Origin of the sequence: Paenibacillus sp. FSL R10-2788 (assembly GCF_038003885.1) — a bacterium.
In the GTDB taxonomy this organism is placed as follows: Bacteria; Bacillota; Bacilli; order Paenibacillales; family Paenibacillaceae; genus Paenibacillus_AQ; species Paenibacillus_AQ odorifer.
The window spans coordinates 242,395-267,270 of the sequence record NZ_JBBOQA010000001.1; the positions used below are offsets into that span (position 1 = coordinate 242,395).

14 protein-coding genes and 1 tRNA gene are annotated in these 24,876 nt (G+C 44.1%); 12 read left to right on the plus strand and 3 right to left on the minus strand.

Features of this window, described 5'->3' with window-relative positions:
* The first annotated feature begins 102 nt into the window (after positions 1-102).
* Positions 103-2,484, plus strand: coding sequence for a phosphoketolase family protein (locus NSQ50_RS01165; RefSeq protein ID WP_174890031.1), 2,382 nt, complete (start codon positions 103-105; stop codon positions 2,482-2,484).
* A gap of 128 nt (positions 2,485-2,612) precedes the next feature.
* Here the strand turns inward: NSQ50_RS01165 and NSQ50_RS01170 are convergent, their stop codons facing one another.
* Positions 2,613-2,747 carry a hypothetical protein gene (locus NSQ50_RS01170; protein WP_340949247.1) on the minus strand — a complete coding sequence of 45 codons (135 nt, stop codon included), beginning with the start codon at positions 2,745-2,747 and terminating at the stop codon, positions 2,613-2,615.
* A gap of 361 nt (positions 2,748-3,108) precedes the next feature.
* Between NSQ50_RS01170 and ltrA the strand changes: the two genes are divergently transcribed.
* The 5 genes from ltrA to NSQ50_RS01195 all read left to right on the plus strand — a co-directional run bounded on the left by ltrA (position 3,109) and on the right by NSQ50_RS01195 (position 9,622).
* Positions 3,109-4,371 carry a group II intron reverse transcriptase/maturase gene (gene ltrA / locus NSQ50_RS01175; protein ID WP_036681916.1) on the plus strand — a complete coding sequence of 421 codons (1,263 nt, stop codon included), beginning with the start codon at positions 3,109-3,111 and terminating at the stop codon, positions 4,369-4,371.
* Between the two features lie 166 nt (positions 4,372-4,537).
* On the plus strand, positions 4,538-6,733 hold the full coding sequence (locus tag NSQ50_RS01180; RefSeq protein ID WP_076224489.1) for an ABC transporter ATP-binding protein: 2,196 nt from the start codon (positions 4,538-4,540) through the stop codon (positions 6,731-6,733).
* A complete protein-coding gene (locus tag NSQ50_RS01185; protein WP_051491493.1) occupies positions 6,726-7,259 on the plus strand; it encodes a DUF1854 domain-containing protein in 534 nt (177 codons plus the stop codon). Before NSQ50_RS01180 ends, NSQ50_RS01185 begins: the two co-directional genes overlap by 8 nt.
* Positions 7,260-7,413: 154 nt before the next feature.
* On the plus strand, positions 7,414-8,736 hold the full coding sequence (locus NSQ50_RS01190; RefSeq protein WP_076141434.1) for an MFS transporter: 1,323 nt from the start codon (positions 7,414-7,416) through the stop codon (positions 8,734-8,736).
* On the plus strand, positions 8,708-9,622 hold the full coding sequence (locus NSQ50_RS01195; RefSeq protein ID WP_076147684.1) for a polysaccharide deacetylase family protein: 915 nt from the start codon (positions 8,708-8,710) through the stop codon (positions 9,620-9,622). Before NSQ50_RS01190 ends, NSQ50_RS01195 begins: the two co-directional genes overlap by 29 nt.
* A gap of 36 nt (positions 9,623-9,658) precedes the next feature.
* Here the strand turns inward: NSQ50_RS01195 and NSQ50_RS01200 are convergent, their stop codons facing one another.
* Positions 9,659-10,087 carry a hypothetical protein gene (locus tag NSQ50_RS01200; RefSeq protein WP_076147682.1) on the minus strand — a complete coding sequence of 143 codons (429 nt, stop codon included), beginning with the start codon at positions 10,085-10,087 and terminating at the stop codon, positions 9,659-9,661.
* A 686-nt stretch (positions 10,088-10,773) separates the two neighbouring features.
* On the opposite strand from NSQ50_RS01200, the gene NSQ50_RS01205 reads away from it, so the two are divergent.
* The 6 genes from NSQ50_RS01205 (at position 10,774) to NSQ50_RS01230 (ending at position 23,436) form a co-directional block, all read left to right on the plus strand.
* Positions 10,774-15,081 carry a bifunctional 2',3'-cyclic-nucleotide 2'-phosphodiesterase/3'-nucleotidase gene (locus NSQ50_RS01205; RefSeq protein ID WP_076147680.1) on the plus strand — a complete coding sequence of 1,436 codons (4,308 nt, stop codon included), beginning with the start codon at positions 10,774-10,776 and terminating at the stop codon, positions 15,079-15,081.
* A gap of 227 nt (positions 15,082-15,308) precedes the next feature.
* A tRNA-Leu gene (locus tag NSQ50_RS01210) sits at positions 15,309-15,392 on the plus strand.
* Between the two features lie 118 nt (positions 15,393-15,510).
* A complete protein-coding gene (locus NSQ50_RS01215) occupies positions 15,511-16,905 on the plus strand; it encodes an MATE family efflux transporter (RefSeq protein WP_036687203.1) in 1,395 nt (464 codons plus the stop codon).
* A 163-nt stretch (positions 16,906-17,068) separates the two neighbouring features.
* Complete coding sequence (locus tag NSQ50_RS01220) at positions 17,069-18,169, plus strand: glycerol dehydrogenase (RefSeq protein WP_076147678.1); 1,101 nt, start codon at positions 17,069-17,071, stop codon at positions 18,167-18,169.
* Between the two features lie 217 nt (positions 18,170-18,386).
* Positions 18,387-18,731 (plus strand): hypothetical protein, encoded by a 345-nt coding sequence (locus NSQ50_RS01225; RefSeq protein ID WP_076147676.1) that lies wholly within the window; start codon positions 18,387-18,389, stop codon positions 18,729-18,731.
* A gap of 397 nt (positions 18,732-19,128) precedes the next feature.
* Complete coding sequence (locus NSQ50_RS01230; protein ID WP_081386951.1) at positions 19,129-23,436, plus strand: glycosyl hydrolase; 4,308 nt, start codon at positions 19,129-19,131, stop codon at positions 23,434-23,436.
* 103 nt (positions 23,437-23,539) lie between these two features.
* Here the strand turns inward: NSQ50_RS01230 and NSQ50_RS01235 are convergent, their stop codons facing one another.
* Positions 23,540-24,295 carry an SDR family NAD(P)-dependent oxidoreductase gene (locus NSQ50_RS01235; RefSeq protein ID WP_038568170.1) on the minus strand — a complete coding sequence of 252 codons (756 nt, stop codon included), beginning with the start codon at positions 24,293-24,295 and terminating at the stop codon, positions 23,540-23,542.
* Positions 24,296-24,876: the final 581 nt, after the last annotated feature.

Here is a 24,876-nt window from a genome sequence, read left to right on the forward strand (position 1 = left end):
ATTTGTTGAAAAGGTTGAATTAATTTTTGGCGGCGGTATGATGTACTTGTGGAAGAAATTACGGCAATGTAGACACAGAAAAAATTTTGGGGAGTGGAAGAAATGGTATTATCCATGGATGTTGATTACTCATCAAAAACTTATTTAGAGAAGCTTGATGCATACTGGCGCGCAACTAACTACATCTCTGTAGGTCAACTGTATTTGAAAGATAATCCGTTGTTAAGAGAACCGCTGAAAGAAGCAGACGTAAAGATTAAGCCAATTGGACACTGGGGAACTATTCCCGGCCAGAACTTTATTTATGCCCATTTGAATCGGGTCATTACTAAATATGATTTGAATATGTTCTATATCGAGGGTCCTGGTCATGGCGGTCAGGTCATGGTTTCGAACTCCTATCTCGATGGTAGCTATACTGAAATTTATCCGGAAATTACACAAGATATCTCAGGTCTGAAGAAATTGTTCAAACAATTCTCTTTCCCAGGTGGAGTTGCTTCCCATGCTGCCCCTGAAACACCTGGATCGATCCACGAAGGTGGCGAATTAGGTTATTCTCTATCCCACGGTGTAGGTGCAATTCTGGATAATCCAGATTTAATCTCCGCTGTTGTTATTGGCGATGGAGAGGCTGAAACTGGCCCATTAGCGGCTTCATGGTTCTCCAACCGGTTCATCAATCCAGTTACTGATGGTGCAGTTCTGCCGATCTTGCACTTAAATGGTTTCAAAATCAGTAACCCGACGATTCTGTCTCGTCAATCCAAAGAAGAAATTACTGCATACTTTAAAGGTATGGGTTGGGAACCGTTCTTCGTTGAAGGCGAAAATCCTGATCTAATGCATCCAGAAATGGCTAAGGTGCTTGATACCATCGTAGAAAGAATTGAAGCGATTCAAAAGAATGCACGTGACAACAATGACCTTACGCGTCCGGTTTGGCCAATGTTGGTCTTCCGTTCTCCTAAGGGCTGGACGGGTCCAAAGCAATGGGATGGTGTTCCGAATGAGAACTCGTTCCGTGCCCATCAGGTGCCGATTCCAGTGGATCAAAAGAATATGAAACATGCTCCAGCGTTATTGGAGTGGATGAACAGCTATAGACCAGAAGAATTATTTGATGACAATGGTCGTCTGAACGCTGAACTTGCCGAGATTCTGCCAACTGGCGACAGACGTATGGGAATGAACCCAGTTACTAATGCTGGCAACCAGATTAAAGATCTAAACTTACCCAATTTCCGTAAGTTCGCACTTGATAATTCCAAACCAGGTGAAGTAATAGCACAAGATATGGCCGTTCTGGGTAAATACATGAAAGATGTTATCTCTCTGAACGAAGAGAACCGCAATTTCAGAATTTTCGGACCGGATGAAACAATGTCCAACCGTCTGGGACCTGTCTTTGAAGTGACGAAACGTCAATGGTTGGATCAAGTGATTGAGCCGAATGATGAATTCCTAGCTTCTTATGGCCGTGTTATCGATTCCCAATTGTCTGAACATCAGGCAGAAGGTTTGCTTGAAGGTTACGTATTGACAGGTCGCCATGGTTTCTTTGCAAGCTATGAAGCTTTCTTGCGTGTCGTGGATTCGATGATTACTCAGCATTTCAAATGGCTGCGTAAAGCAACAGATCAAAGCTGGCGTGCGGATATTCCATCATTGAATGTGGTAGCAACTTCAACTGTATTCCAACAAGACCACAATGGTTACACTCACCAAGATCCAGGTTTGCTAGGTCACTTGGCTGATAAAAAACCAGAATTTATCCGTGAGTATTTGCCGGCTGATGCGAACTCCTTGCTGGCTGTCTTTGACACCGTCTTAAATGACCGTCAAAAAATCAACCTGATCGTTTCTTCCAAACATCCTCGTCCACAATGGTTCAGTGCGGATGAAGCACAAGAGCTGGTGGATAAAGGACTGAAGATTATTGACTGGGCAAGCACCGATCAAGGTGGAGAGCCTGATGTTGTCTTTGCTTCTGCAGGTACAGAACCAACTATCGAAAGCTTGGCTGCAATCTCTATCCTGCATGAAAAACTGCCGAACCTTAAGATTAGATATATCAACGTGGTAGACTTGTTGAAACTGAGAAGTCAAAAATTAGATCCGCGTGGCTTATCTGACGAAGAGTTTGATCAATTTTTCACAAAAGATAAACCAGTTATCTTCGCTTTCCACGGATATGAAGGTCTGATTAAAGACTTGTTCTTTGATCGCCATAACCATAACCTGCACGTACACGGATACCGCGAGAATGGCGATATCACAACACCATTCGATATGCGCGTATTGAATCAAATGGACCGCTTTGACTTGGCGAAGGAAGCTGTTCTGAGCTTGCCTAATGCTAACGACTATAAAGCGATCGCAGATGAAATGGATGCTATCGTTAAGAAACATCACCAATTCATTCGTGAAGAGGGTATTGATTTGCCAGAAGTAGAGAACTGGGTATGGAAAGCTTTGAAATAAACGTATAGCCAGTACCATAGGAAGTAATACAAAAAGACACCTTTAGAGGTGTCTTTTTATTTGTGTGCGCCCAGCATGGGCGCTATCTATAGGGTTGAAGTCCCGAATGGCGAAGGCAGTAGTAGCCATTAGCTTAAGGCAAGGGTGTCCACCGCGAGGTGGAATCTGAAGGAAGCCAGCGGCAAATCTCCGGTCTGAGGAATACGAACTTCATACAAGGCTAACGTAGGCTGGATGAGGTTGTACAACAAACCAAAGTCCATACTGCCAAAGGCGTACGAGAGTAAATGAAGCAGATAGATGGAGAGGAAGATAGCGTTCTTACCTGGGGAGATCTGTGTGATAGGCGAGTATACTTCGTAACCCTACTTGTGAGAGTAGGCTGAGTGCACAGAAGTCAGCAGACGCCATAGTACGCAAGCTGTTGCAACAGCTGCGGAAGGGCTGAACATGGAATAGGATTTATACATCCAGGCGTTCAAGATGAGCGATGAATGCAGAAAAAAATCCGAAAGGACCTGACTGAAGAAGGAAACGGTGAATCCCGTGGGGGTCTTCAGCAGGGCGGAGTTCATCTTTGGCACAAATGGAAGGTATAAATCACGTAAAGAGAGGTTAAAAAAAATGTTGGAGCAACTGCTATCACGGGAAAATCTTCTGCAAGCCTTAAAGCGTGTTGAAGCGAATAAAGGAAGTCATGGCGTAGATGGGATGTCCGTAAAATCCTTACGAGAACACATCGTACAAAACTGGCAGACCTTGCGGCATGCCATAGAAGAAGGAACCTATGAACCGAGCCCCGTGCGCCGAGTCGAAATCCCGAAACCCGGTGGCGGAGGTGTTAGGTTACTAGGAATACCTACCGTGACAGATCGAATGATTCAACAAGCAATCGCGCAGGTGTTAACTCCATTGTTTGATCCAGAGTTTTCCGACCATAGCTATGGATTCCGTCCGAAAAGACGAGGGCATGATGCGGTGAGGAAAGCTCGAACCTTTATGAAAGAAGGATATCGATTCGTAGTCGACCTAGACTTGGAGAAATTCTTTGATCGCGTCAACCATGACCGACTGATGATGAAGATTTCGGAGAAAGTGGAGGACAAGAAAGTTCTCCTGCTTATCCGCAAATATCTTCAGTCAGGTGTGATGGAGAACGGGTTAGTAACCCCGACAACGGAAGGTGCCCCGCAAGGCGGTCCACTGAGTCCGTTATTATCTAACATTGTCCTAGATGAGCTCGACAAAGAACTCGAGAAACGTGGGCACCGCTTCGTTCGTTATGCGGATGATTGCAATATTTACGTGAAAACGCTAAGAGCAGGAGAGAGAGTCAAGACAACGGTCACCCGATTCATCGAGACGAGGCTAAAGCTGAAGGTGAACCAAGTAAAGAGCGCGGTAGACCGTCCCTGGAAACGAAAGTTTCTAGGATTTAGTTTTAGTGTGGACAAAGAACCAAAGGTGAGAATTGCGAAGCAGTCCTTACAGAGAGTCAAGGTTCGAATACAGGAGATATCCTCTCGAAAGAGATCGATGAAGATGGAAGAGCGAATCAAGGAACTAAACCACTACCTCATGGGATGGTGCGGTTATTTCTCGCTGGCGGATACCCCAAGTACCTTTCGAGATATGGATAAATGGATACGAAGAAGGCTACGAATGTGCCTCTGGAAGCAGTGGAAGACCCCTAGAACCAAAGTCAAAAGACTTATATCCTTAGGGGTACCTAAGGATAAAGCCTATGAGTGGGGAAATACCCGAAAAGGGTATTGGCGAATTGCAGGGAGTCCAATTCTACAACATGCATTGAATAACCAATATTGGGAAGCCAATGGATTAAAGAGTGTATTGGACAGATACAACTCCTTACGGAATATTTCATGAACCGCCGTATATCGAACGGTACGTACGGTGGTGTGAGAGGTCGGGGGCTAGCCGCCCCCTCCTACTCGATTCAAGTAACCATACAAAACAATTATAATCATTTTTTCATCTTTACCACTGTAAATATATGTGAGTAAATAGGTGGGTAAAGAAAGGGGAGAAATGTATGACATCTATTGATAAACTTCCCAAGTCTATAGAAATACAGCTTGCAGAACAACCTTTATTTCACTCTGTATCTGATTTAATGAAAGATGGGCAATTCGGTGAGCAGTGGCTTGTATTGACTGAGAAGGAGGTTTCCGTTTGGGGGACGGACGGGAAACTGGTCTCAAAGCTTCTAGTCTCGAATATTACCGATGCCCGGGTAGTAGGCGGGGTAGGCGGCGGTTCGTTGCTTGTGGATACCCAAGCGGGGCCTATTATACTTATACGTTATACAGCATCACTTACCTCTATATTTGGTTTTGCTGCTAAATTAATTGGCGCTGTAGCTAAAGGCGAGGAACGGCCAACCGCTTCTGAAAAAGAGTTTCCAAGAAATTGTCCAAAATGCCGCAATCCGCTGCCGGAAGATTCACAAGCTTGTCCGGTGTGCAAGAGTAACGGCAAGGTTCTATTTCGGATGTTGAGTTACGCTAAGCCTTATAAGATCCAAATGATCGCTGCGGCGATTATGTTGATTTTTACTACATTGGTAGAGCTTGTTCCACCATTTTTGACGAAGATGATCGTTGATAATGTGTTGACAGAAAAGGATATGGGCTCGACGCTTCTATGGATTGTGATCGGGCTAGCAGCCACGTCCTTAGTAATAACTTTAATGCAGACTGTACGTGGACTTATAGGGGTATGGATTGGTTCCAAAATCATGGGTGATCTTCGTCATGATGTGTATCATTCCTTGATGAAATTATCTTTATCTTTTTTCGACCGAAGACAATCTTCGCAATTTATTGGACGGGTGAATAATGATTCAGAGGCGATGCGGCAATTTATGACTGACGGTGTAATCTGGGTCTCGGGTGAATCGCTGCGGGTAATCGCTATTTTCACTATTATGTTCAGTATGGATTGGAAGCTAACGCTGCTTGCTATGCTGCCTATGCCGCTTATGGTGGTGCTGTCGACCGTGTTATGGCCGATGATTGGCAGACGTTGGTACCAGCAGTGGAGATCTATTTTTAGATTAAACGCTTTGGTTGGCGATTCTTTGCAGGGGATTCGTGTAGTCAAAGCATTCGGCCAGGAAACAACAGAGATGTCACGTTATACGGTCGCCAATAAGGAGTTGGTGCGGCATAATATTCGGATCGAAGGCTTATGGCAGGGGATGTTTCCTGCTTTTGCGTTGGTTGCTGGTGTTGGTACGTTATTAATTTGGTTTTATGGCGGAAAAACGGTGCTGGAGGGTCAATTATCCATCGGTACGCTAATTGCTTTGGTGACCTACCTTGGGATGCTTCTCGGACCTTTGCAGTGGGTGAGCCAAATGATCAACTGGGCCAGCCATGCGATTTCAGCAGCAGATCGGGTCTTTGAGATTATGGATACTCCGTCAGATGTGCCTGATACAGTAAATCCAGCAGCCATCGGCCGCGTAAATGGTGAGGTTGAGTTTAAGCGGGTTACTTATGGATACGAAAAACATCATCCTGTGCTCAAGAACGTGGATTTAAAAGTGGGTGCGGGCGAGATGATTGGTCTGGTCGGACATTCAGGTGCCGGTAAGTCGACGTTCATTAATATGATCTGTCGCTTCTATGACACAGATGAGGGAACCATTACCATCGATGATGTGGACATCCGAAATATCAGCCAGTCAGATCTGCGTAGTCAGATCGGTGTAGTGCTGCAGGAGACGTTTCTATTCGACGGAACGATTGCTGAGAATATTGCCTATTCTAAACCGGACGCTACGGAATTAGAAATCATGCGCGCTGCAAAAATCGCCAACGCCCATGATTTTATCGTTCAATTGCCGGATGGCTATGATACAAGAGTTGGGGAACGTGGACATAAATTGTCTGGTGGAGAGAAGCAGCGAGTGTCTATTGCCCGAGCAATAATTCACGATCCACGAATTCTAATCCTAGATGAAGCAACAGCTTCTGTAGATACAGTGACCGAGCGGCAAATTCAAGAAGCGATCTCGCGACTGGTAAAAGGCAGAACGACATTCGCGATTGCCCATCGATTATCCACGCTAAGAAATGCGAACCGGCTTGTAGTGCTTGAACGCGGTAAGATCATTGAAGTGGGTACACATGAGGAATTGCTTGCTGCAGAAGGTGCTTACTTCAAGCTAGTTGAGGCACAGAAGGAAATGTCGCAGATTAAGGGGGTTGAGATGCATGAGTGATCCGAATCTTGTTAACGGGGAATTGAATCCTAAAGATCCCTATGAGATTAACATTCTTGAACCGGGTGCAATCTCTTTTAGCCGCAGTCAAGGTGGCGTGTTTCAAGGAGTAGTGGAGGGTCAGGTCTATGAGGAATTAATTCTTTTTCGTATATTTCCATTCCAATATACCACGGAGTATATTTCAGTTCGTAACTCCAAGAGTGAGGAGATCGGAGTCATTCGTGACATTGATCAGCTCGATGAAGAAAGTCGCGTGGAAGTGGACACAGAGCTCCGGCTGCGGTATTTTCTTCCGGTTGTAACCCGCATTGATTCTATTAAGCAAAAAGCGGATATGTGGATTTGGGAGCTGCAAACGAATCTGGGCCAGACCCGGATCGTTATGCGGAACCTGCACGAGCATATGCAATATCCAAGTCATAAGCGAATCATTCTTACAGATATCAATGGGAAAAGATGCGAAATCCGTGATTATCTAGCCCTGGATGTTCAGAGCCGGAGCAAGCTGAAGGATGTTTTATAGTCTAGTTGTGAAAAAGCTCCGCAGCCATTTGTTGATGGTCTGCGGAGCCTCTTTTTTTTATCCGTAGATTCTACGAAGGAAAAAATTGATGGCGTTCTCTCATTGGTATGGTAATATATTACAACCGGATCTTTTCCATATGGGAGGTATGTGAGTGAAGCGTAAATGGATCAATTCGCCGTACACCTTTGCTTTAGGGATGTTTGCGATGATGGTTCCAAGTCAGGCATTTAGTTCATTTTACAGTTACTTTTATGTAGAAAAATTAGGATTGGGCATTGGACTAGCTACATTAGCCAGAACAATCTTTCTGATCTGGGATGCGGTAAACAATCCGTTATTTGGTTATTGGTCAGATCGCACAGAGACTCGTTTAGGTCGACGCAGACCATGGGTATTTGGCTCAATTCCGTTATTTATGCTGGCATTTGTACTGGTTTTCTCCCCTCCCGGCGGATTATCTGAGAATGGATTGTTCACTTGGTTTTTAGTCACACTTATTTTCTATGAGGCAGTCGCTACTGTGTTGTGGGTGAACTATGGAGCGTTACTCCCGGAGCTCTTCCGAGGAGACCGTATTCGGGCAAAAGCTTCCGCGATTCAGCAAGGCTATCAGGTCGTTGCTTTGTTAATCGGTACTGCCTTAACGCCAATTATTTTTGCAGCTATTAATTTCTCTAATATGGCTATAGTGTATGCCTGTCTCTTTGGAGTGTTTATGTTTTTATGTATGATGAATGTCCAAGAAAAGAAGGAGCCCACCGAGCAGGAACCCTTGAAGTTGATTCCGGCCTTTCGGGAGACCATTCGGAATAAAAAGTTTTGGGTGTTTAATATTTCGAACTCTTTTGCTCAAACGGTGAATGGACTTGTAAGCTCGATGATCCCTTTTTATGCAAAATATGTACTTCATATCTCAGAGGCTCAGGTATCGATTTTACTCGCAGCTGTGTTTGTTTCGGTCATTCCATTAGTATTCGTGTGGTACTGGATGATTCGTAAGATGGACGGGGTCAAGGCGTGGCGGTTATCGCTGATTTTATATGCATTATCGGTAATTCCGTTATGGTTTGGTTATGACCTCTTAAGTGGCGTGGCTGCTGGCGTAGTTGTCGGTTTCGGATTAGCCGGATTTCTAGTGACCCCAGCAATAGTAGGTGGCAAGATTATTGATGAGGATGCGGAAAAAACAGGTCTGAGAAGAGAAGGGATCTATACGGCTGTAAGCGGATTCATCACTCGTTCAAGCGGGTTAATCTCAGCGTTGGCTTTTTTCATTGTAGGTATGATTTTTGGCTATCAAGGCGGCGATGACCCAGGGTCCAATCCTGAAGCGACATTTAGGTATTTAATAAGTGTGGTGCCATTATGTCTGTTGGCCATAGCTGTTGTCATATCCTTCACAATGAAATTTACATTTATGGACTCTTTGAGAGGTGAGGCTGACTATGAACAAAAAATTAATCATCAACTGTGATGATTTTGGGCAAAGTCCCCCCATGAATCAGGCGATTAAACATCTGCTGGAAGAGGAAAAAGTATCCTCAGCAACGATTATGGCGGTGGCCCCTGGGTTTGAGGAGGCAGCTGCATGGTGTAGTCGCAGGCAACAACGAAATGTGGGACTGCACTTGACGATGACTAGTGAATTTGAGGCTTTGCGCTGGGGAAGCCTGACGGGAGAGGTTTCTCTTCACGACGAGAGCGGACATCAATATAGGACGGTAAAAGAGTTCGAACTGGGGGCGCAGACGAAAGCTGTACTAAAGGAGATAGATGCGCAGTACGAGCGAGTAAAACAGTCGGGAATAGTGATTAGCCATGTAGACAACCACATGGGTAGTTTATACGGAATGGAAACAGGACGCAGCTTGCTTCCGCAGACGCTGTGGAAAATTTCGCGCTGGGGATTGCCCTCACGATTCTTCAGATACATCCATGCTGAGGATCCGCTTTTGGCATCGCTGAAAAATATTGAACGACCAGTTGCCCTTGGAGCAGGGCTGGCGGATACGTTTGGGGTGCCGATTCCCGACTATTTGCTGTCGCATCCTTTTGGTGTAGAGGAAGGCGAGACGTATGAAAGTTTTAAAAGATCTATTATTGCTAAGCTGTATTCGTTGCCGGATGGCGTTAGTGAGACCTATATTCATCCCGGGATAGACGATCCATGGATGCAAGCAAATATTCCGCACTGGAGTAAGCGCGTTTGGGAGTATAAGTTACCCTTTGATGATGATTTTACCTATGCCCTCAGTGATGCTAAGGTTGAATTGACGAATTATCGTTATGTACAGGAGCATCTAAAACGTCCACGGTTAAGATCTGCAGGCAGATTGTTAAAGAACCTGATAAGATTATGAGCAAAAATAAAAGACACCTTGAGGGGTGTCTTTTGATTATCCCATTAATCCTTTTAGCCCGTTAAGGAAGGGGGAAATAGATTTAATCATATTGTAGCCCATCTTCATAACCGGCATAGTTTTTTGTACCATTCCAATAAAGTTGCCGATTCCCCCAAATCCGCCAAATCCACCGCCTCCAGAACTGGAAGCCCCTGCTCCTGCGGAGCCTAGAGCGCCTCCACCCATTCCGAAAAGTGAGCCGAATAAGGGCATTAATCCTGATACGCTTGCTTTCCGGGAGCGGGAAGAAGAGTGTTTTTTTGATTTTCTGTGTTTGTTTTTACGCGGTTTGGAAAGGGTCAGTCCATTCTTATCGAGGCCGGTTATCCATCCTATATACGTACGTCCATCATGTAACGTAATACACACGGGTCTACCTTTCAGCTGTTCAGCACGTTTGCGAATCTTCGTTGTATTTGCCATTTGCGGATCACCTCATTGGTCTATTTACTTCTATATTACTCAGATATTTTTGTGTTGCTTGTGCTGGTTCATCATAAAAAAATATTTGGGAGCAGTGATTCTTTATGTACTGCTGTCTCTGGGACTGCCTTATGGGGAATTTGCAATGGGAGGAAGGCATAGAATTATGCCTCCACAAATGAGAGTCGCGTGTGGAGTTTCAGTAGTGATACAGCTAATTGCCATCCTGTACTTATTGCAGGCAGGTAATGTGATCTCTATTGGATTACCTTTTGATAGAAGGGTATGTTATTTTTTCGCAGTCTATTTAATTCTTAATACTATAATGAACTTATTGTCGAGGAGCATGAAAGAAAAACTTGTGATGACACCCTTATCTCTAATAACTGCAATCTGTTTTGGGATTACTGCTATGAATGGGTAAAAAGTAGTGCCGGATATAGATTCGACTTTTCTAGACTTTATATAGGATTGTTTTTAGGACACATCTGGTGAAGATGTGTTCTTTTTGCATCTATTGACTCTTGACCTATAAAAACGGATTCATAAGTCTAGGTCTTTCTTCTTATGTTATTATATTTAACATTGTTTTATATTATTTTTACAATTATATGATAATTGGTTATGTTTGTGTGATATAATATCACAGAAATTATGTGAAAATGATAGGGAGGACTAATATTATTATGGGATGGAAGACACGATGGAATAAGCCGATTGCTTCTGTATTAGCAACTGCAGTGCTTTCTTTGCAGGTGTTTGGAGGTATTGGTTTGGGTGCAGCTTGGGGTACAGATAAAGCTGAAGCAGCATCCGCAGCCACAGCCAAACTCCGGCTGATGAGCACGACGGACGTGCACACCAATGTCTACGGCTGGGACTATTTTAAGAATGCGGCTTCTACAACTGTAGGACTTGATCGGACAGCTACGTTGGTTACTTATGCTAGGAGCGAATATCCTGATAATAATCTTCTGCTCGACAATGGGGACTTGATTCAAGGTACGCCATTGGGTACTTACATCGCGAATGAAAGTAATTTAGTAGAATCAGAGACTAAGCTACACCCTATGATTGCGGCTATGAATATTATGGAATATGATGTTGCGACTTTTGGTAATCATGAATTCAATTATGGGCTGGAATTCTTAAATCGGACTATTAAGGGCAGTGCTAATAACCCATTGAGTGGTGCGGACTTCCCCTATGTAAATGCCAATATATATATTGATGATAAAGATGGTAATCCAGATAATGACGTAAATGCTTTTGAACCTTATGTCATTCTTGATAAAAAAATAGTGGATAGCGATAACCAGCTCCGGGATATTAAAGTCGGTGTGCTTGGTCTTGTGACCCCGCAGATTATGGAATGGGACAAGGTTAATCTGGAAGGCAAAGTCATTGCTAAGGACATTGCTGAAACAGCAGCAAAATATGTTCCTATCATGAAGAGTGAGGGTGTCGATGTAATCGTAGCAATGGCACATACCGGCTTCGATGCAACCGCAGTTGCGGGTACTGGTGCAGAGAATGCTATCAATCTTTTAAGTAAGGTTGACGGTATTGATGCGATTACCTTCTCACACACTCACAAAGTGTTCCCAACAGTTGATGATAAATCCCTTGACGCTTCTTTCAAGGATCCCCTAACAGGGCAGGCGTATAATAACGCTCAATCTGTTGTTGATAATGTTTATGGCCACATTAATGGGACTCCAGCCGTGCAAGCGGGTTATGGTGGGGGTTACTTGGGTCTGATTGATCTCAAATTGGTGGAAGTAGGCGGCAAATGGGAAGTGGACAAAGATAAATCCATCGCCTCAACCCGCTCCATAGCCAATGCTATACCGGATGCTGCTGTTGATGCTGCTGTTGCAGCAGATCACCAAGCTACTATTGACTATACAGGTCAAGAGCTAGGTGTTACTACCGCTCCGATGAACAGCTATTTTGCAATGGTTCAGGACGACCCTACCGTGCAGATTGTTACCAATGCCCAGAAGTGGTATGTGGAGAAGTATATTGATACCAATCTTCCACAGTATAAAAATCTTCCAATTCTCAGCGTAGGTGCTCCTTTCAAGGCTGGACGTAACGGTCCTTCAGAGTACACGAGTATTGAGAAAGGTCCACTGACTATTCGTAGTGCAAGTGACTTGTATTTGTATGACAACACGCTGAAAGCCATTAAAGTTAAAGGCTCTGTTGTTAAGGAATGGGTTGAAATGAGTGCGGGTGCGTTTAATACTATCAAAGTAGACAGCACAGCTCCACAAAGTTTGCTGAATGGGGAGTTTGCTGTTTATAACTTCGATGTTATTGATGGCATTAAGTACACAATCGATGTAACCAAACCTGCAAAATATACTCCTACCGGTGTTATAAACGATGCTTCATCGAGTCGTGTGAAGCAAATTACGTATAAAGGAAAAACATTGGATCCTAACCAAGACTTCATTGTTGTGACTAACAACTACCGTGCGAGTGGCGGAGGGAATTTCCCAGGTGTGAAGGGTTCGGAGATTCTAGTCGATTCCCAGGATGAGAATCGCCAGATCCTTATGGACTACATCAAAGAAGTAGGTACAATAGATCCTTCTGCGGATGGCAACTGGTCTTTGGCTCCACTTTCGGATAACGTAAATCTCACGTTTACTTCGTCACCAGAAGCGGCGAAAGTTATGCCGGCCAACATTAAGGACATTGGTGAAAAAGATGTTAAGGGATTTAGTATTTATAAATTGGCTCTACCAGCTAAGGACGTAGAAGTTCACCTTCTTGGAATTAATGATTTCCACGGTCAACTGGATACGGTGTCTGTCGTCAACAATAAGAATGTGGGGACAGCTGCTATTCTTGCGACTTATCTGAAAGAAACACAGGCTAAATACGATAATTCTCTACTCTTCCATAACGGAGATTCCGTAGGTGCATCTGCTCCAGTATCTTCGCTTGAGCGCGATGAGCCGACGATTGAGTGGATGAACTTGATGAGATTTGATGTGGGCTCCCTAGGAAACCATGAATTTGACCAAGGTGTCGATGCATTGATGACACAGCTTTATGGCGGCGTGGACCCTAAGGACAGCAATGTTACCCACAAGGGTACCAATTTTGATTATGTTAATGCGAATGCGGTAGATGCCAAAACTGGCGAGCCGATTATTAAACCTTATGTAATCAAAGAAGTAGGCGGTGTGAAGATTGGCTTTATTGGTCTTGTAACAAAATCCACACCAAGCAAGGTAGCACCTTCCGGTACGGCCGGCGTGCATTTCCTCACGCCTGATGAGGAAGTGGCGGCTGTGGAGAAATACGCTAAGGAGCTTCAATCTAAAGGTGTTGAGACGATTATCGTGCTTGCACATGATCCTGCAACAACCAAAGATGGTGTGACTACAGGTGAAGCGGCTGATCTAGCCAATGCGCTTCCTGCGGAATCCCCTGTTGATGTTATCGTTGCTGGTGATAACCATGCACTTGCAAATGGAACAGTAAACGGCAAGCTGATTGTACAAGCTTATTCTTACGGTACAGCATTTGAGGATATCAAGTTGATCATTGATCCTAAAACAGGTGATGTGAAGGACAAGTCTGCTGTGGTAACTTCCACCTTCCATGATGGGGTAACACCAGATCCGGAAAGTGTGGCACTGGTTAATGCTTACCTTGAGAAGCATCCTGAGCTCACTCAACCAGTGGGTACAACGGACGGAACTATCACTCGTACCGATGCTTACAATAATGAGGCTGCACTTGGTAATCTGATTGCTGACTCTATGCGTAATGCTGACTTCGGCGATGGTGCAAAAGCTGCCGATTTCGCCTTTATGAATCCAGGCGGTATCCGTGCGGACCTTCCGAAAGGTCCTGTAACCTTCGGCGATCTGGCTAAAATTCAGCCATTCGGCAACACGCTTGTGAAGCTGACACTAACCGGAGCGCAAATCAAAACATTGCTGCAACAGCAATGGAATGTAAAAGCTGATGGAACACCAGATATCAAAACGCTGCAAATTTCCGGACTGAAATATACAGCGAATATGTATCTGCCAGTAGCTGATCGTATTGCGAGCCTCACACTAACTGATGGAACACCAATTAATCCTACGCAGAAATATACAGCAGTAGTAAATAACTTTATGGCTGCGGGTGGAGATAACTACAAGGTTCTGACTCAAGCTAGTGATTCATTGGCTGGACCTATTGATTTGGACGTATTCTACGACTACATTGTAAAAACGTTTAATGGCAAAGAGATTAAAGCGGCCATTGAAGGACGTATTATTAATAAATTAAAGGCTGATTCGGGATCGGGCAATGGCAGTGGAGGCGGTTCTACCGGTGTAACTCCAACGCCTACTCCAACCGCGAAACCAACAGCAACACCAGCACCATCAACAGCACCAACGGTAACACCTGCACCAACTACTGCGCCAGCAGCAAACTTCAAGGATCTGGGTAAGGTAGCTTGGGCGCAAGAAGCTATTGAAGCATTGGCTGCTAAGGGCATTCTGAAAGGTCTGGATGCAAATACTTTTGCGCCAACCAAAACAGTGACTAGAGCAGAGTTCGTTACGATGCTGGTACGCGCACTGAATCTTACGGGTTCAGCAACAACCAGTTCGTTCAACGATGTTAAACAAGGAGTTTGGTACACGGATTCTATCGCCCTTGCGGTGAAGGCTGGACTTGTACAAGGCTCTGGAAATGGCAAATTTGAACCGGGTCGTGAAGTGACTCGTGAAGAAATGGCCATTATGGTTGCTAACGCACTGAAAGACAAACTACAGCCGATTGATAAAAATGCAGCATTGGGTAAGTTTGCAGACAAATCCAGTATTGCTCCTTATGCACAAGAGGCTATCGCACAGCTAACTCAATTGGGAATCGTCAACGGTGTTGATGGTGGGAAATTTGCACCTAAGGGTATAGCTAATCGCGCTCAAGCAGCGGTTATCATCTATCGCATGCTTGGACAAGCATCATAATTCTATTGTTCTAACTAAAAGTGTATCGATGATCCTCGTGAGGGCATCGATACACTTTTTTTAAATATAAGAAAGTATAAGTGGCACCAATACTCTTATAGTCTTCCCTTAAACGCTTACTGTCCTTACAAGGACGCCGATGGCGCTTTTACTTGTTAAATTTGTTGTTGCTCTTTCTGTGAAATCATGTTAACTTATATTCTGCACTGTATTTTTTAATATTTTGTGCGGTCGTGGCGGAATTGGCAGACGCGCACGGTTCAGGTCCGTGTGGGCTAACCCCCGTGGAGGTTCGAGTCCTCTCGACCGCATACCTAAGTGCATATAAACAGGCAATACTTTTGAATCGCTCTTCAACCTGAAGAGCCTTTTTCTATTTATACGCATAATTCAATTTGACAAACTCTATGTAAAAGAAGTGAAGCAAAGATGGAGCCTAATGTAGGTGTAAATACGAAGCAAAGTGTGCGGTTTCTGGAAAAGTATTTCTCTGGTGAATCGATAGATTATCGTCAGATGATTGCTTTATTCATCCCTATCCTAGTGGATCAGGCCTTTGTGGTGGGTCTTAATCTAGTGAATACAGCTATGATAAGCTCGTCTGGTGTGGCAGCTATCAGTGCGGTCAATATGATAGATTCTCTTAATATTTTTCTCATTAGTGTGTTTATTGCCGTCTCAACAGGTGGGACGGTTGTTGTTGCGCAGTATAAAGGGAGCGGCAATGACCTCATGGTGTCAAAAGCTACGGCAGGTGCTACGTCATCTGTTTCGCTGATGGCATTTGCTATTGGGATGTTCGGAATTCTTTTTCACAATCCGCTGTTGAATTTACTATTTGGAGCGGCCTCACCAGAGGTTATGGAGAACGCCCGAATATATTTGATTGGGAGCTGTATCTCTTATCTTGGTATAGCTGTTGTGGAAGCGGTATGTGGTGCTCTTCGTGGAATTGGTAGAACGAGGGCCTCGCTTGTACTTTCGCTAATTATGAATTTAACTTATGTCTTATTGAATCTCGTCTTTATTAACCTGTTGCATATGGGTGTTCTGGGGATGACTATTTCTATAAATATAGCTAGATACCTGGGGGCGTTCTGCGCACTTTATTATCTATTCCGATTGGACAACGATCTGCATATCCGTATTCGCGATCTTGTAGTGGTTAAGCTGTCTATGCTGAAAAAAATAATGTTCATCGGGATGCCGTTTGCGGCGGAGCAGATGTTCTTTAATGGTGGTAAAATTCTGACTCAGATCTTTATCGTTAGTCTGGGTACGTATGCACTTGCGACTAATGCGATTGCCTCCTCCTTTGCAGGGATTATGCAAATCCCCGGGAATGCGTTGTCCTTGACGATTATTACAGTGGTTGGACAATGTATGGGAAGTAATAATGTTAAGGATGCTCGAAAATTCATTAAATCCTTCCTTGTCACCTCTTCTCTTTCTCTGGTGGTGATGGGTTTGCTGATTATGCCTTTTTTCAATCCATTAGTGTCGATGTTCCATCCTCCTGCTGAGATTGTGGGAGATATCTTCCTGATTGTGCTCATCAATACGATTGCGCAAATTCCGTTATGGTCCATAAGCTTTATTACACCTTCGGCGCTTAGAGCGGCAGGGGATTCCAAGTTTACCTCCATGGTTTCGATGCTTACGATGTGGCTGTTCCGTGTAGTGCTCGGATACATCTTAGGTATTGTTCTGAACTTTGGTATACTCGGCGTTTGGCTGGCGATGAACTGTGAGTGGGGGATCAGAGGTTTGATTTTCCTGCGGCGATTTATGGGCAAGAAATGGGTTCAGCATCGTGTTATATAATAGATATAAAAAATCAAAGGACACCCTGAGGGGTGTCTTTTTTGCATGCTCTGATGAGTGCCTCTGGAGAATGCAGCTTGAGTATTTCTTGGGTAGCGGGGTAATAATATGTAGGAATTGCGTCTTTATGCTTACTAAAACACACAACAAGGAGTCTTGCACAATGTCACATTTCGTTAGATCCGTTACTTCACCAAAGAAATTTATCTCCGGCCATAACTTACTTTCAGATCTGAATGAGTATATTAAGGCGTTTGGCGATCATGCCTATGTGATCTGTGATGAGTTCATTTTGGAACGTGCTAAAAAAGAGGCGGGAAGTTCCATCGAAGGTGCGGGCAATAAGGCTACTTTTGAAAAATTCAATTTTGAATGTACTCAGGAAGAGATTAATCGTAATCGGGAACTTGCCCGTAAAGCTGGGGCGAATATCATCGTGGGTATCGGCGGAGGTAAAACACTGGACACCGCCAAAGCTACTGCTTATTATGAGAAGCTGCCTGTAGTTATTTTTCCGACGATCGCATCTACTGATGCACCATGTACAGCGCTGGCTGTCATTTATAATAAAGATGGTTCATTTGATCAATACTTATTCCTCCCAAGTAATCCGGATGTAGTCTTGGCTGATACAGCGATTTTAGCTTCAGCGCCTTCCCGTTTTTTCGCAGCTGGAATTGGCGATGCACTGGCTACTTATTTTGAAGCCCGTGCTTGTTATGCCTCTAATGGTGACAATCTCGTACTCATGAAACCTTCTACAACGGGTCTAGGTATATCAAGACTTTGTTATGAAGCTCTACTTAAGAATGCGGTAAAAGCTAAACGTGCGGTCGATCAGAAACTCTATACACGCGCGGTGGAGGAAACCATTGAAGCGACAATTTATCTAAGTGGTGTGGGTGCTGAATCTGGTGGTCTGGCTGCCGCACATGCTATCCATAATGGGATGACAGCCGTTCCTTCACTACACAAAGCTCAGCATGGTGAAAAGGTTACGTTTGGTCTTTTAGCCCAGCTAGTACTGGAAAATGCCTCAAATGAGGAGCTGGAAACTGTCATTAAGCTTATCAAGGATGTAGATCTTCCGCTAACCCTCGCCGATCTGGGGTGTACGGAATTTATCGAATCCGAATGGCGCCAAGTTGCTGAAGCTGCTTGTGCAGAAGGAGACACAATGGGCAATATGCCGTTCCCGGTTACTCCGGAAGATGTGTACAATGCGATAGTGGTAGCGAACTCGCTGGCAGAGTCTTATAAATAACTAGCACAACTAATATGCAGTGATAATGAAGGCACCCTTGGGGGTGCCTTTTGTTTTTATATAGGGTAAGCTTTTGAAGTACTGTAGTGGTAAAATTTTGCATATAGCTATTGGCTTCGGCACTTAATCGCGGGATAGGGTGCCTACAGAAACGAGATTATTGCTAATCGCCCCGCGCTGTGCCAATTGTACTCTATGTAATAAGGAGGAAGGAAAGATGAGAAAAAACCAATTGGGTTATCTAATCCTTATTATCATAATTATTGGAGCGGTAATAATAGCGGTAATTCACGGAAATTCGGAGCGTCAGAACAAGCGGGCAGCAGGAAGTCCTGGGATGGATTATGTGCGCAAAGAGTACACGGAAAGTGCGTCGCTGAGAGTTGCAACGGTTTGCAAACCCTTATTTGGAGGGTCGGGTTATCAGGTAGTGCTGGAGGATTCACGTGGGCAATCGTATTATGTCATTATCGTTCTCGGAACTACACGTAATCTTGTCACTATGGACGATCTGACGAAAGAGGTGCGGGAAGGTACATCTGTATTTCCATGCCACCAATAAAAAAATGATAAATGAATTGGATTTCATCTATATGATCATTGGGAGGCACTCCTAAGGGGTGTCTATTTTTGTTATATTGTATTGAATTTTGTTATTTATTTTCGAAATAACTAACATATATGCTAACGTAAAAGATAAAATAATTATAACAAAAGGCGATATTTTGATTGTTTTATGCCAATGTAACCGCTATAATCTTGCATATACCGGAATGTGTAACGAAATAAGAAGTTTTTGTTAGCGTTTGTTATCAATAACAAAGTTGGAGATGTGGAGGTGAATAGTTAGCGAGTAGGTCTGTAATTGTCTTCTATAAGGACAGATAGTTATTGGGTTCATAACAGCTGGTTGGCTATTCTTATTATCAAATCCATTCATTTTCGAAGGAGAATTAGGAATGAAAAAAGCGAAAAAGTGGCTGGGGAGTATACTTGCCTGTGCAATGATAATGTCTCCTTTCCCATCTGTAATTTCTGCAGCAGCAGCACCATCCACTGTTGGATTCGGTGATACACAGGGTCACTGGGCACAACAAAATATTGCGAAGTGGGTAGAAAATGGCGTTTTAAACGGGTATCAGGATGGTTCTTTTCATCCCAATGAAGGAATTACAAGAGCTGAGTTTGCTACGATCTTGAATAAGGTATTCGGTTTCTATATGAAGTCAGATCAATCTTTTTCCGATGTAAAAGCGGCCGATTGGTATGCAGATCAGCTTTCGTTGGCACGATATGCTGGGTATTATGAAGGATACTCAGAGAATAAAGCACAAGCTACTGATTATATAACGCGTCAGGATGCGGTGACGATGTTGGCTCGGATATTTACTCTTCAAGCTACTGAAAGCGCTTCATCATTGAGTGGATTTAATGATTCCTCTCAGATTCAAGCTTATGCTAAGGATGCAGTTGATGCGCTCTCAGGATTGATCACAGGGTATGAGGATGGAACCTTTAAGCCGCTTGGAAGGATCACCCGTGCCGAAGTTATAACGTTAATTAATAAAATAGTGAAGAGTTATTACTCGCAATCTGGGAGCTTTGAAGGAGGAATAGTTTCTGGAAATGTAGTCGTTAATCAGGATGGTGTTGTGTTAAAAAATGCAACGATAAACGGAAACCTGTATCTAACCGCTGGGATCGGTAACGGCGAAGTGACCCTTGAGGGCATTAAGGTTACGGGCACCACATTTATTGCAGGTGGCGGGGTAAACTCCATTCTTATTAAGAATAGCTCATTAGGCAAAGTAAATATAAATCGTAAAGAGGGTGAGGTTCGTGTCCTCACGAGTGGTACAACCCAAATCTCTCAGCTAACGGTAGATAGTCTAGCAAGGCTGGAGTTTGGAATTGGGACGATGATCACCACGGGAATTCTAAATAGAACTGTGGGACTGATCCTAGGTGAAGGCGCATCGATTGCAAATCTAAACGTTGCTGATAAAGCGACTGGAACCACCATTTCTGGTCAGGGCGACATTGCAAAAGCGGACGTTAAAGCAACAGGAGTAACGTTGAACGGTAAGCCCATTGCTCCTGGCACAATTGTCATTATCAAAGGCAGCAATCAAGGTCCTGTAGCAACGGCTACCCCAGCGCCTACCTCGGCATCAGGCTCATCAACAACGCCGGCAGGTCCGACTAATCCAACCACGGCACCTACAGCGACAGCAACACCAACAGCAACGGAAACACCGACACCAACGGCAACACCAACAGCAACAGCAACACCGACACCGACCGAACCGACGGGTCCTGTGGGACGTATCGAGAATTTAGCGGATGTTGATGCAAGTAGTGAGACTAAATCACTATTCGCCTACTTACAGGATATCCGCGGCAGTGAGATCTTGTTTGGACATCAGCATGCTACTACAGAAGGACTTTCTATTACTGAAAAGGACGGAACGCAGTCTGAGGTCGAGAATGCAGTAGGCGACCTTCCGGGGCTGTTCGGCTGGGATACACTTAGTCTTGAAGGTTTTGAGAAACCGGGAGATTTAGGCGCAACCAAGCTGGAGAATCGTGATAAATTAATCGGCGTGATGAAGTCTGCTTATGAAAAAGGCGGCGTGCTTACATTAAGCTCGCATATGCCGAACTTCGTCACAGGAAAGGACTTTTATGACACCAAAGGAAATGTGCTTACGCATATATTACCCGGCGGTGACAAGCATGCAGAATTTAATGCATTCCTGGATATGATTGCGGACTTTGCGAATAACTTAAAAGATGATGATGGTAAAGCTATTCCAGTCATTTTCCGTCCATTCCACGAGCAAAATGGTGGCTGGTTCTGGTGGGGTGCGCCTTACCGTACGAAGGAGCAGTATGCTGAAATCTATCGTTATACCGTTGAATACTTAAGGGACAAAAAAGATGTGCATAACTTCTTATATGCATTCTCACCGGGAAGTCCATTTAACGGCACAGATGCGACCTTCCTTGAGACGTATCCGGGAGATGACTATGTTGATATCCTGGGCTTCGATAATTATTATGACGGAACCACTGAGGGTTGGTTTGATTCAGTTGTGAAGGATGCTAAGCTGATTTCGAAGCTGGCGGATGATAAGGGAAAAATTGCAGCATTTACTGAGTTCGGTTATTCGGGTGTGAAGCCAACTGGAACGAAGTTCTTTACCAAGCTAATCGCTGCGCTGCAGTCTGATCCGGATGCTAAACGGATGGCGTACATGCAGACTTGGGCGAATTTCAATACAGATTCTATCTTTGTCCCTTATAGAAATGCTCCAAACGGACTAGGGGATCATGAACTGCTCCCTGATTTTGTGGACTATTATAATGATCCGTATACAAGCTTCAGCCATGAGGTGGCTGTTGCGGATGCTTATTCGAAACAGGTAACTACAGAAGCCGAGCAACCTTTTTTACACATTGCCTCACCAACGGCAAACCAAACAGTGCCCACGACAAAAGCATCGACCCTTCGTGTTCGTGTGTTAAATCAAGACGTGGATAAAGTAACCTACCTGATTGGGGATGACACAACAGAGTACAGCATGGCAGCTGACGCAGAAGGTTTCTATTACTTGGCAGATTGGACGCCAGGTGTAGCCTTCGACGAATCTGGCGTGATGCTTACTGTTAAGTCCTATGCAAAGGATGGTTCTGTACTTTCACAAACGATCCAAATCTTTGTAAGTGACGTGCAGGGCAATGGGGATCCATTGGTTGTAGATACTTTTGAGAATTACAAAGGGAATGATGAATTACTTCGTGCGGCATTAAGTCCTGCGGGCGATCTAAATACGATCTCACTTGATGCGGACCATAAAAATGATGGCAAGTATGGCCTGAGGTTCGATTATAATGTGGATGGTCAAGGTTATACAGGTCGTACCAAAAACATGAATAATGCCGACTGGTCGGACGCCAACAAATTGAAGCTCTGGATTGCACCTGATGGCAGTGACCACAAGCTTGTTATTCAGGTCAATGCAAGCGGCATCTCTTTTGAAGCTTATCCTTCACTGGCAGGTACGACACCTGGCATGGTGGAAATTCCATTCAGCCAGTTCGCTCCAGCGCCATGGGATACAGGAAATGCTGGTAAAGTAATCACTAAAGAGAACCTTAAGGACATTCGGGCAGTGTCTATCTACGTAAATAAAAAGGACACAGTAGCAAGTACGTCTGGTACGCTGTACTTTGACGATATTACAGCGTTTAATGATGGAACGGGTGGCGTCCCTAACGGGGGCGAAGGTCCTGGCAGCACGCCAGAACAGGCGAAGCTGTTGTATGGCTTCGAAAAAGATACTCAGGACTGGACAGTAGAGCAAAATAATGCCAGTGCAAGCGCGGCAGTGATCTCGACTGATGAGGCTGCTGAAGGAACTCATTCGTTAAGCTCCTTGTTCTCACTCGATTCAGGTGGAGCTTTTGAGCTCAGCAAAAATGGCAGTCTGGATCTGAGCGCGGTAGATAAATTAAGCGCACAAATTAAACTGTCGAACGGAACAGCGGATGCACGTTTGTATATTAAGACGGGATCAACCTGGGCTTGGGCTGACAGTGGAGCTGTGAAAGTAGATTCGAGTGGATTTACTACGGTTTCGCTCAACTTGGCAGGTATTGCTGATCTTAATAGTGTAAAAGCCATAGGTATCAAGCTCGAGGGATTCAGCGGTACGGGAACTTCTACGCTGTATCTGGATGATGTTCGGACCCTGAAGAATGGTACCGCACCTGAAGCTGTCGTCTATGGCTTCGAGGACAATACACTGCAAGGCTTCAGCATCAATGTGGATGAAAATAATAAATATAATACAGCACTGGCTCAGAATCTATCTGTGAGCAATGCTGTGTATGCTGAGGGAACTCATTCGATGCAAGCGGACTTAACATTGAATGGAGGGCAATTCCAGCTGCGTCGTATGGTGGTTACCAACTTAGCGAATGCATCAACAATTACGCTTAAAATCAAGGTTGTACCTATTGAAGCAAGCGATGTTAGCGGTGTAATGGCTCAGCTGTTTACCCAAAGTGGCTCAAGCTGGGGAACATGGACTGCTTCTACGGCTGCACCAGTAGATACCAATGGATTTACTACAATAACATTGGATATCAGCAAGGTAGCGGATCGTAATTTGACCCAAGCGATTGGCGTACAAGTCATGACCACAGCAACCGATCCGGTGGGTAGTGCTACCGTATATGTGGACGAAATCACGATTAAATAGAAAGTAGTAAAGCCGGAAGCGAACATTTTACGATGTTCACTTCCGGCTTATTTATTTAGCATCAAATTTATTCATTTTAAGGTCTACGAGAATCTGCTTGAAATTAACGAAGCTTAATAGATCCGCCATCTACCATGATAGTCTGGCCCGTAATATAATCGGAATCTTCACTCGCTAGGAATACCGCAACACGACCAATATCACTTTCCAGTTCACCCAATCTTCTCAAAGGAATTTTTGAAATCATGTTTTGGTAATACTCAGGATTTGCTTCTGCCCATTCAATCATGCCAGGGGAATTAGCAATTGGAGCAATGATGTTTACGTTGATTCCAAATGGACCAAATTCATTAGCGGCTACCCGGGTAATTCCACGGATAGCTTCTTTTGCAGCAGCATATGTTCCTTGATTGGTGTCACCGTTGAGACCGGCGCCCGATGCAAAGTTAATAATTTTACCTTGAGTTTCTTTTAAATAGGGTAGTGCTGCTTGCATGAAATAGAAGGTTGGATAGAAGCCTGTATCAAAAGATAAATCGAAATCAGCCTGTGTAGTTTCTTCGATAGATTTCATTCTGGATGCGTGGGCATTGTTTACTAAAATATCTATTTTTCCGAATTTATCAGCTACTTGTTTAACAAGGTGAGCTATTTTATCGTGTTCCTTGAGGTTCGCTTGAATAAAGATAGATTCAGGTTGATATTCTTGTAATTCTTTAATTGTTTCTTTGCCGGTTTCTTCATTGAGGTCAATAATAGCTACCTTAGCGCCTTCTTTAACAAAAGCCAGGGCCATCCCTTTACCAATGCCGCCTGCTCCACCAGTAATAATAGCTACTTTTCCTGCAAGTCTGCTCATGTTGTGATCTCCTTTTTGTGAAAAAATGTAGTATCTAACTCTTATTCGAGGTAAGGTGTAATTGTTACTTCGACTATATATTACCCAAAATAGTAGCTATATTTACCATGAAGTAGAAACGGCATCATTTCCCAAGATGAATATAGAGGGGGATGATGAATGTTTCAGCAGCTGATGAGGCCTATTCCGGCTCTTATGTAGATGTTGAGCGATTGAATTAAGCGGCGCACCAAGTGATGAGCAATTGATGATTCATGTGTCGCACCAAGTGATGCTGCAAGTGATGCAATAAGTGAAATATTTATAGAGTAATTAGGGAATTTCTCCCTGAAATTCAGAGATTTCTGTTCATCAGACTTATAATTAGGGAAAACTTACCTGATTTTCGGCCGATTTAGTAACTAATTAAGAAATCCCCCTAATTATTAGGGAGGAATTCCCTGATTTCGTTCATTTAGAGCGAATACCGGCTATTTTCAGGGAGTTTTTCCCTAATTAGTTTAAACCCTACCGCAAGCCGTACGAAAATCACACCTAGCAAGTCGCCCACCGGCCACTGCCTACGCCCACCGGCCACTGCC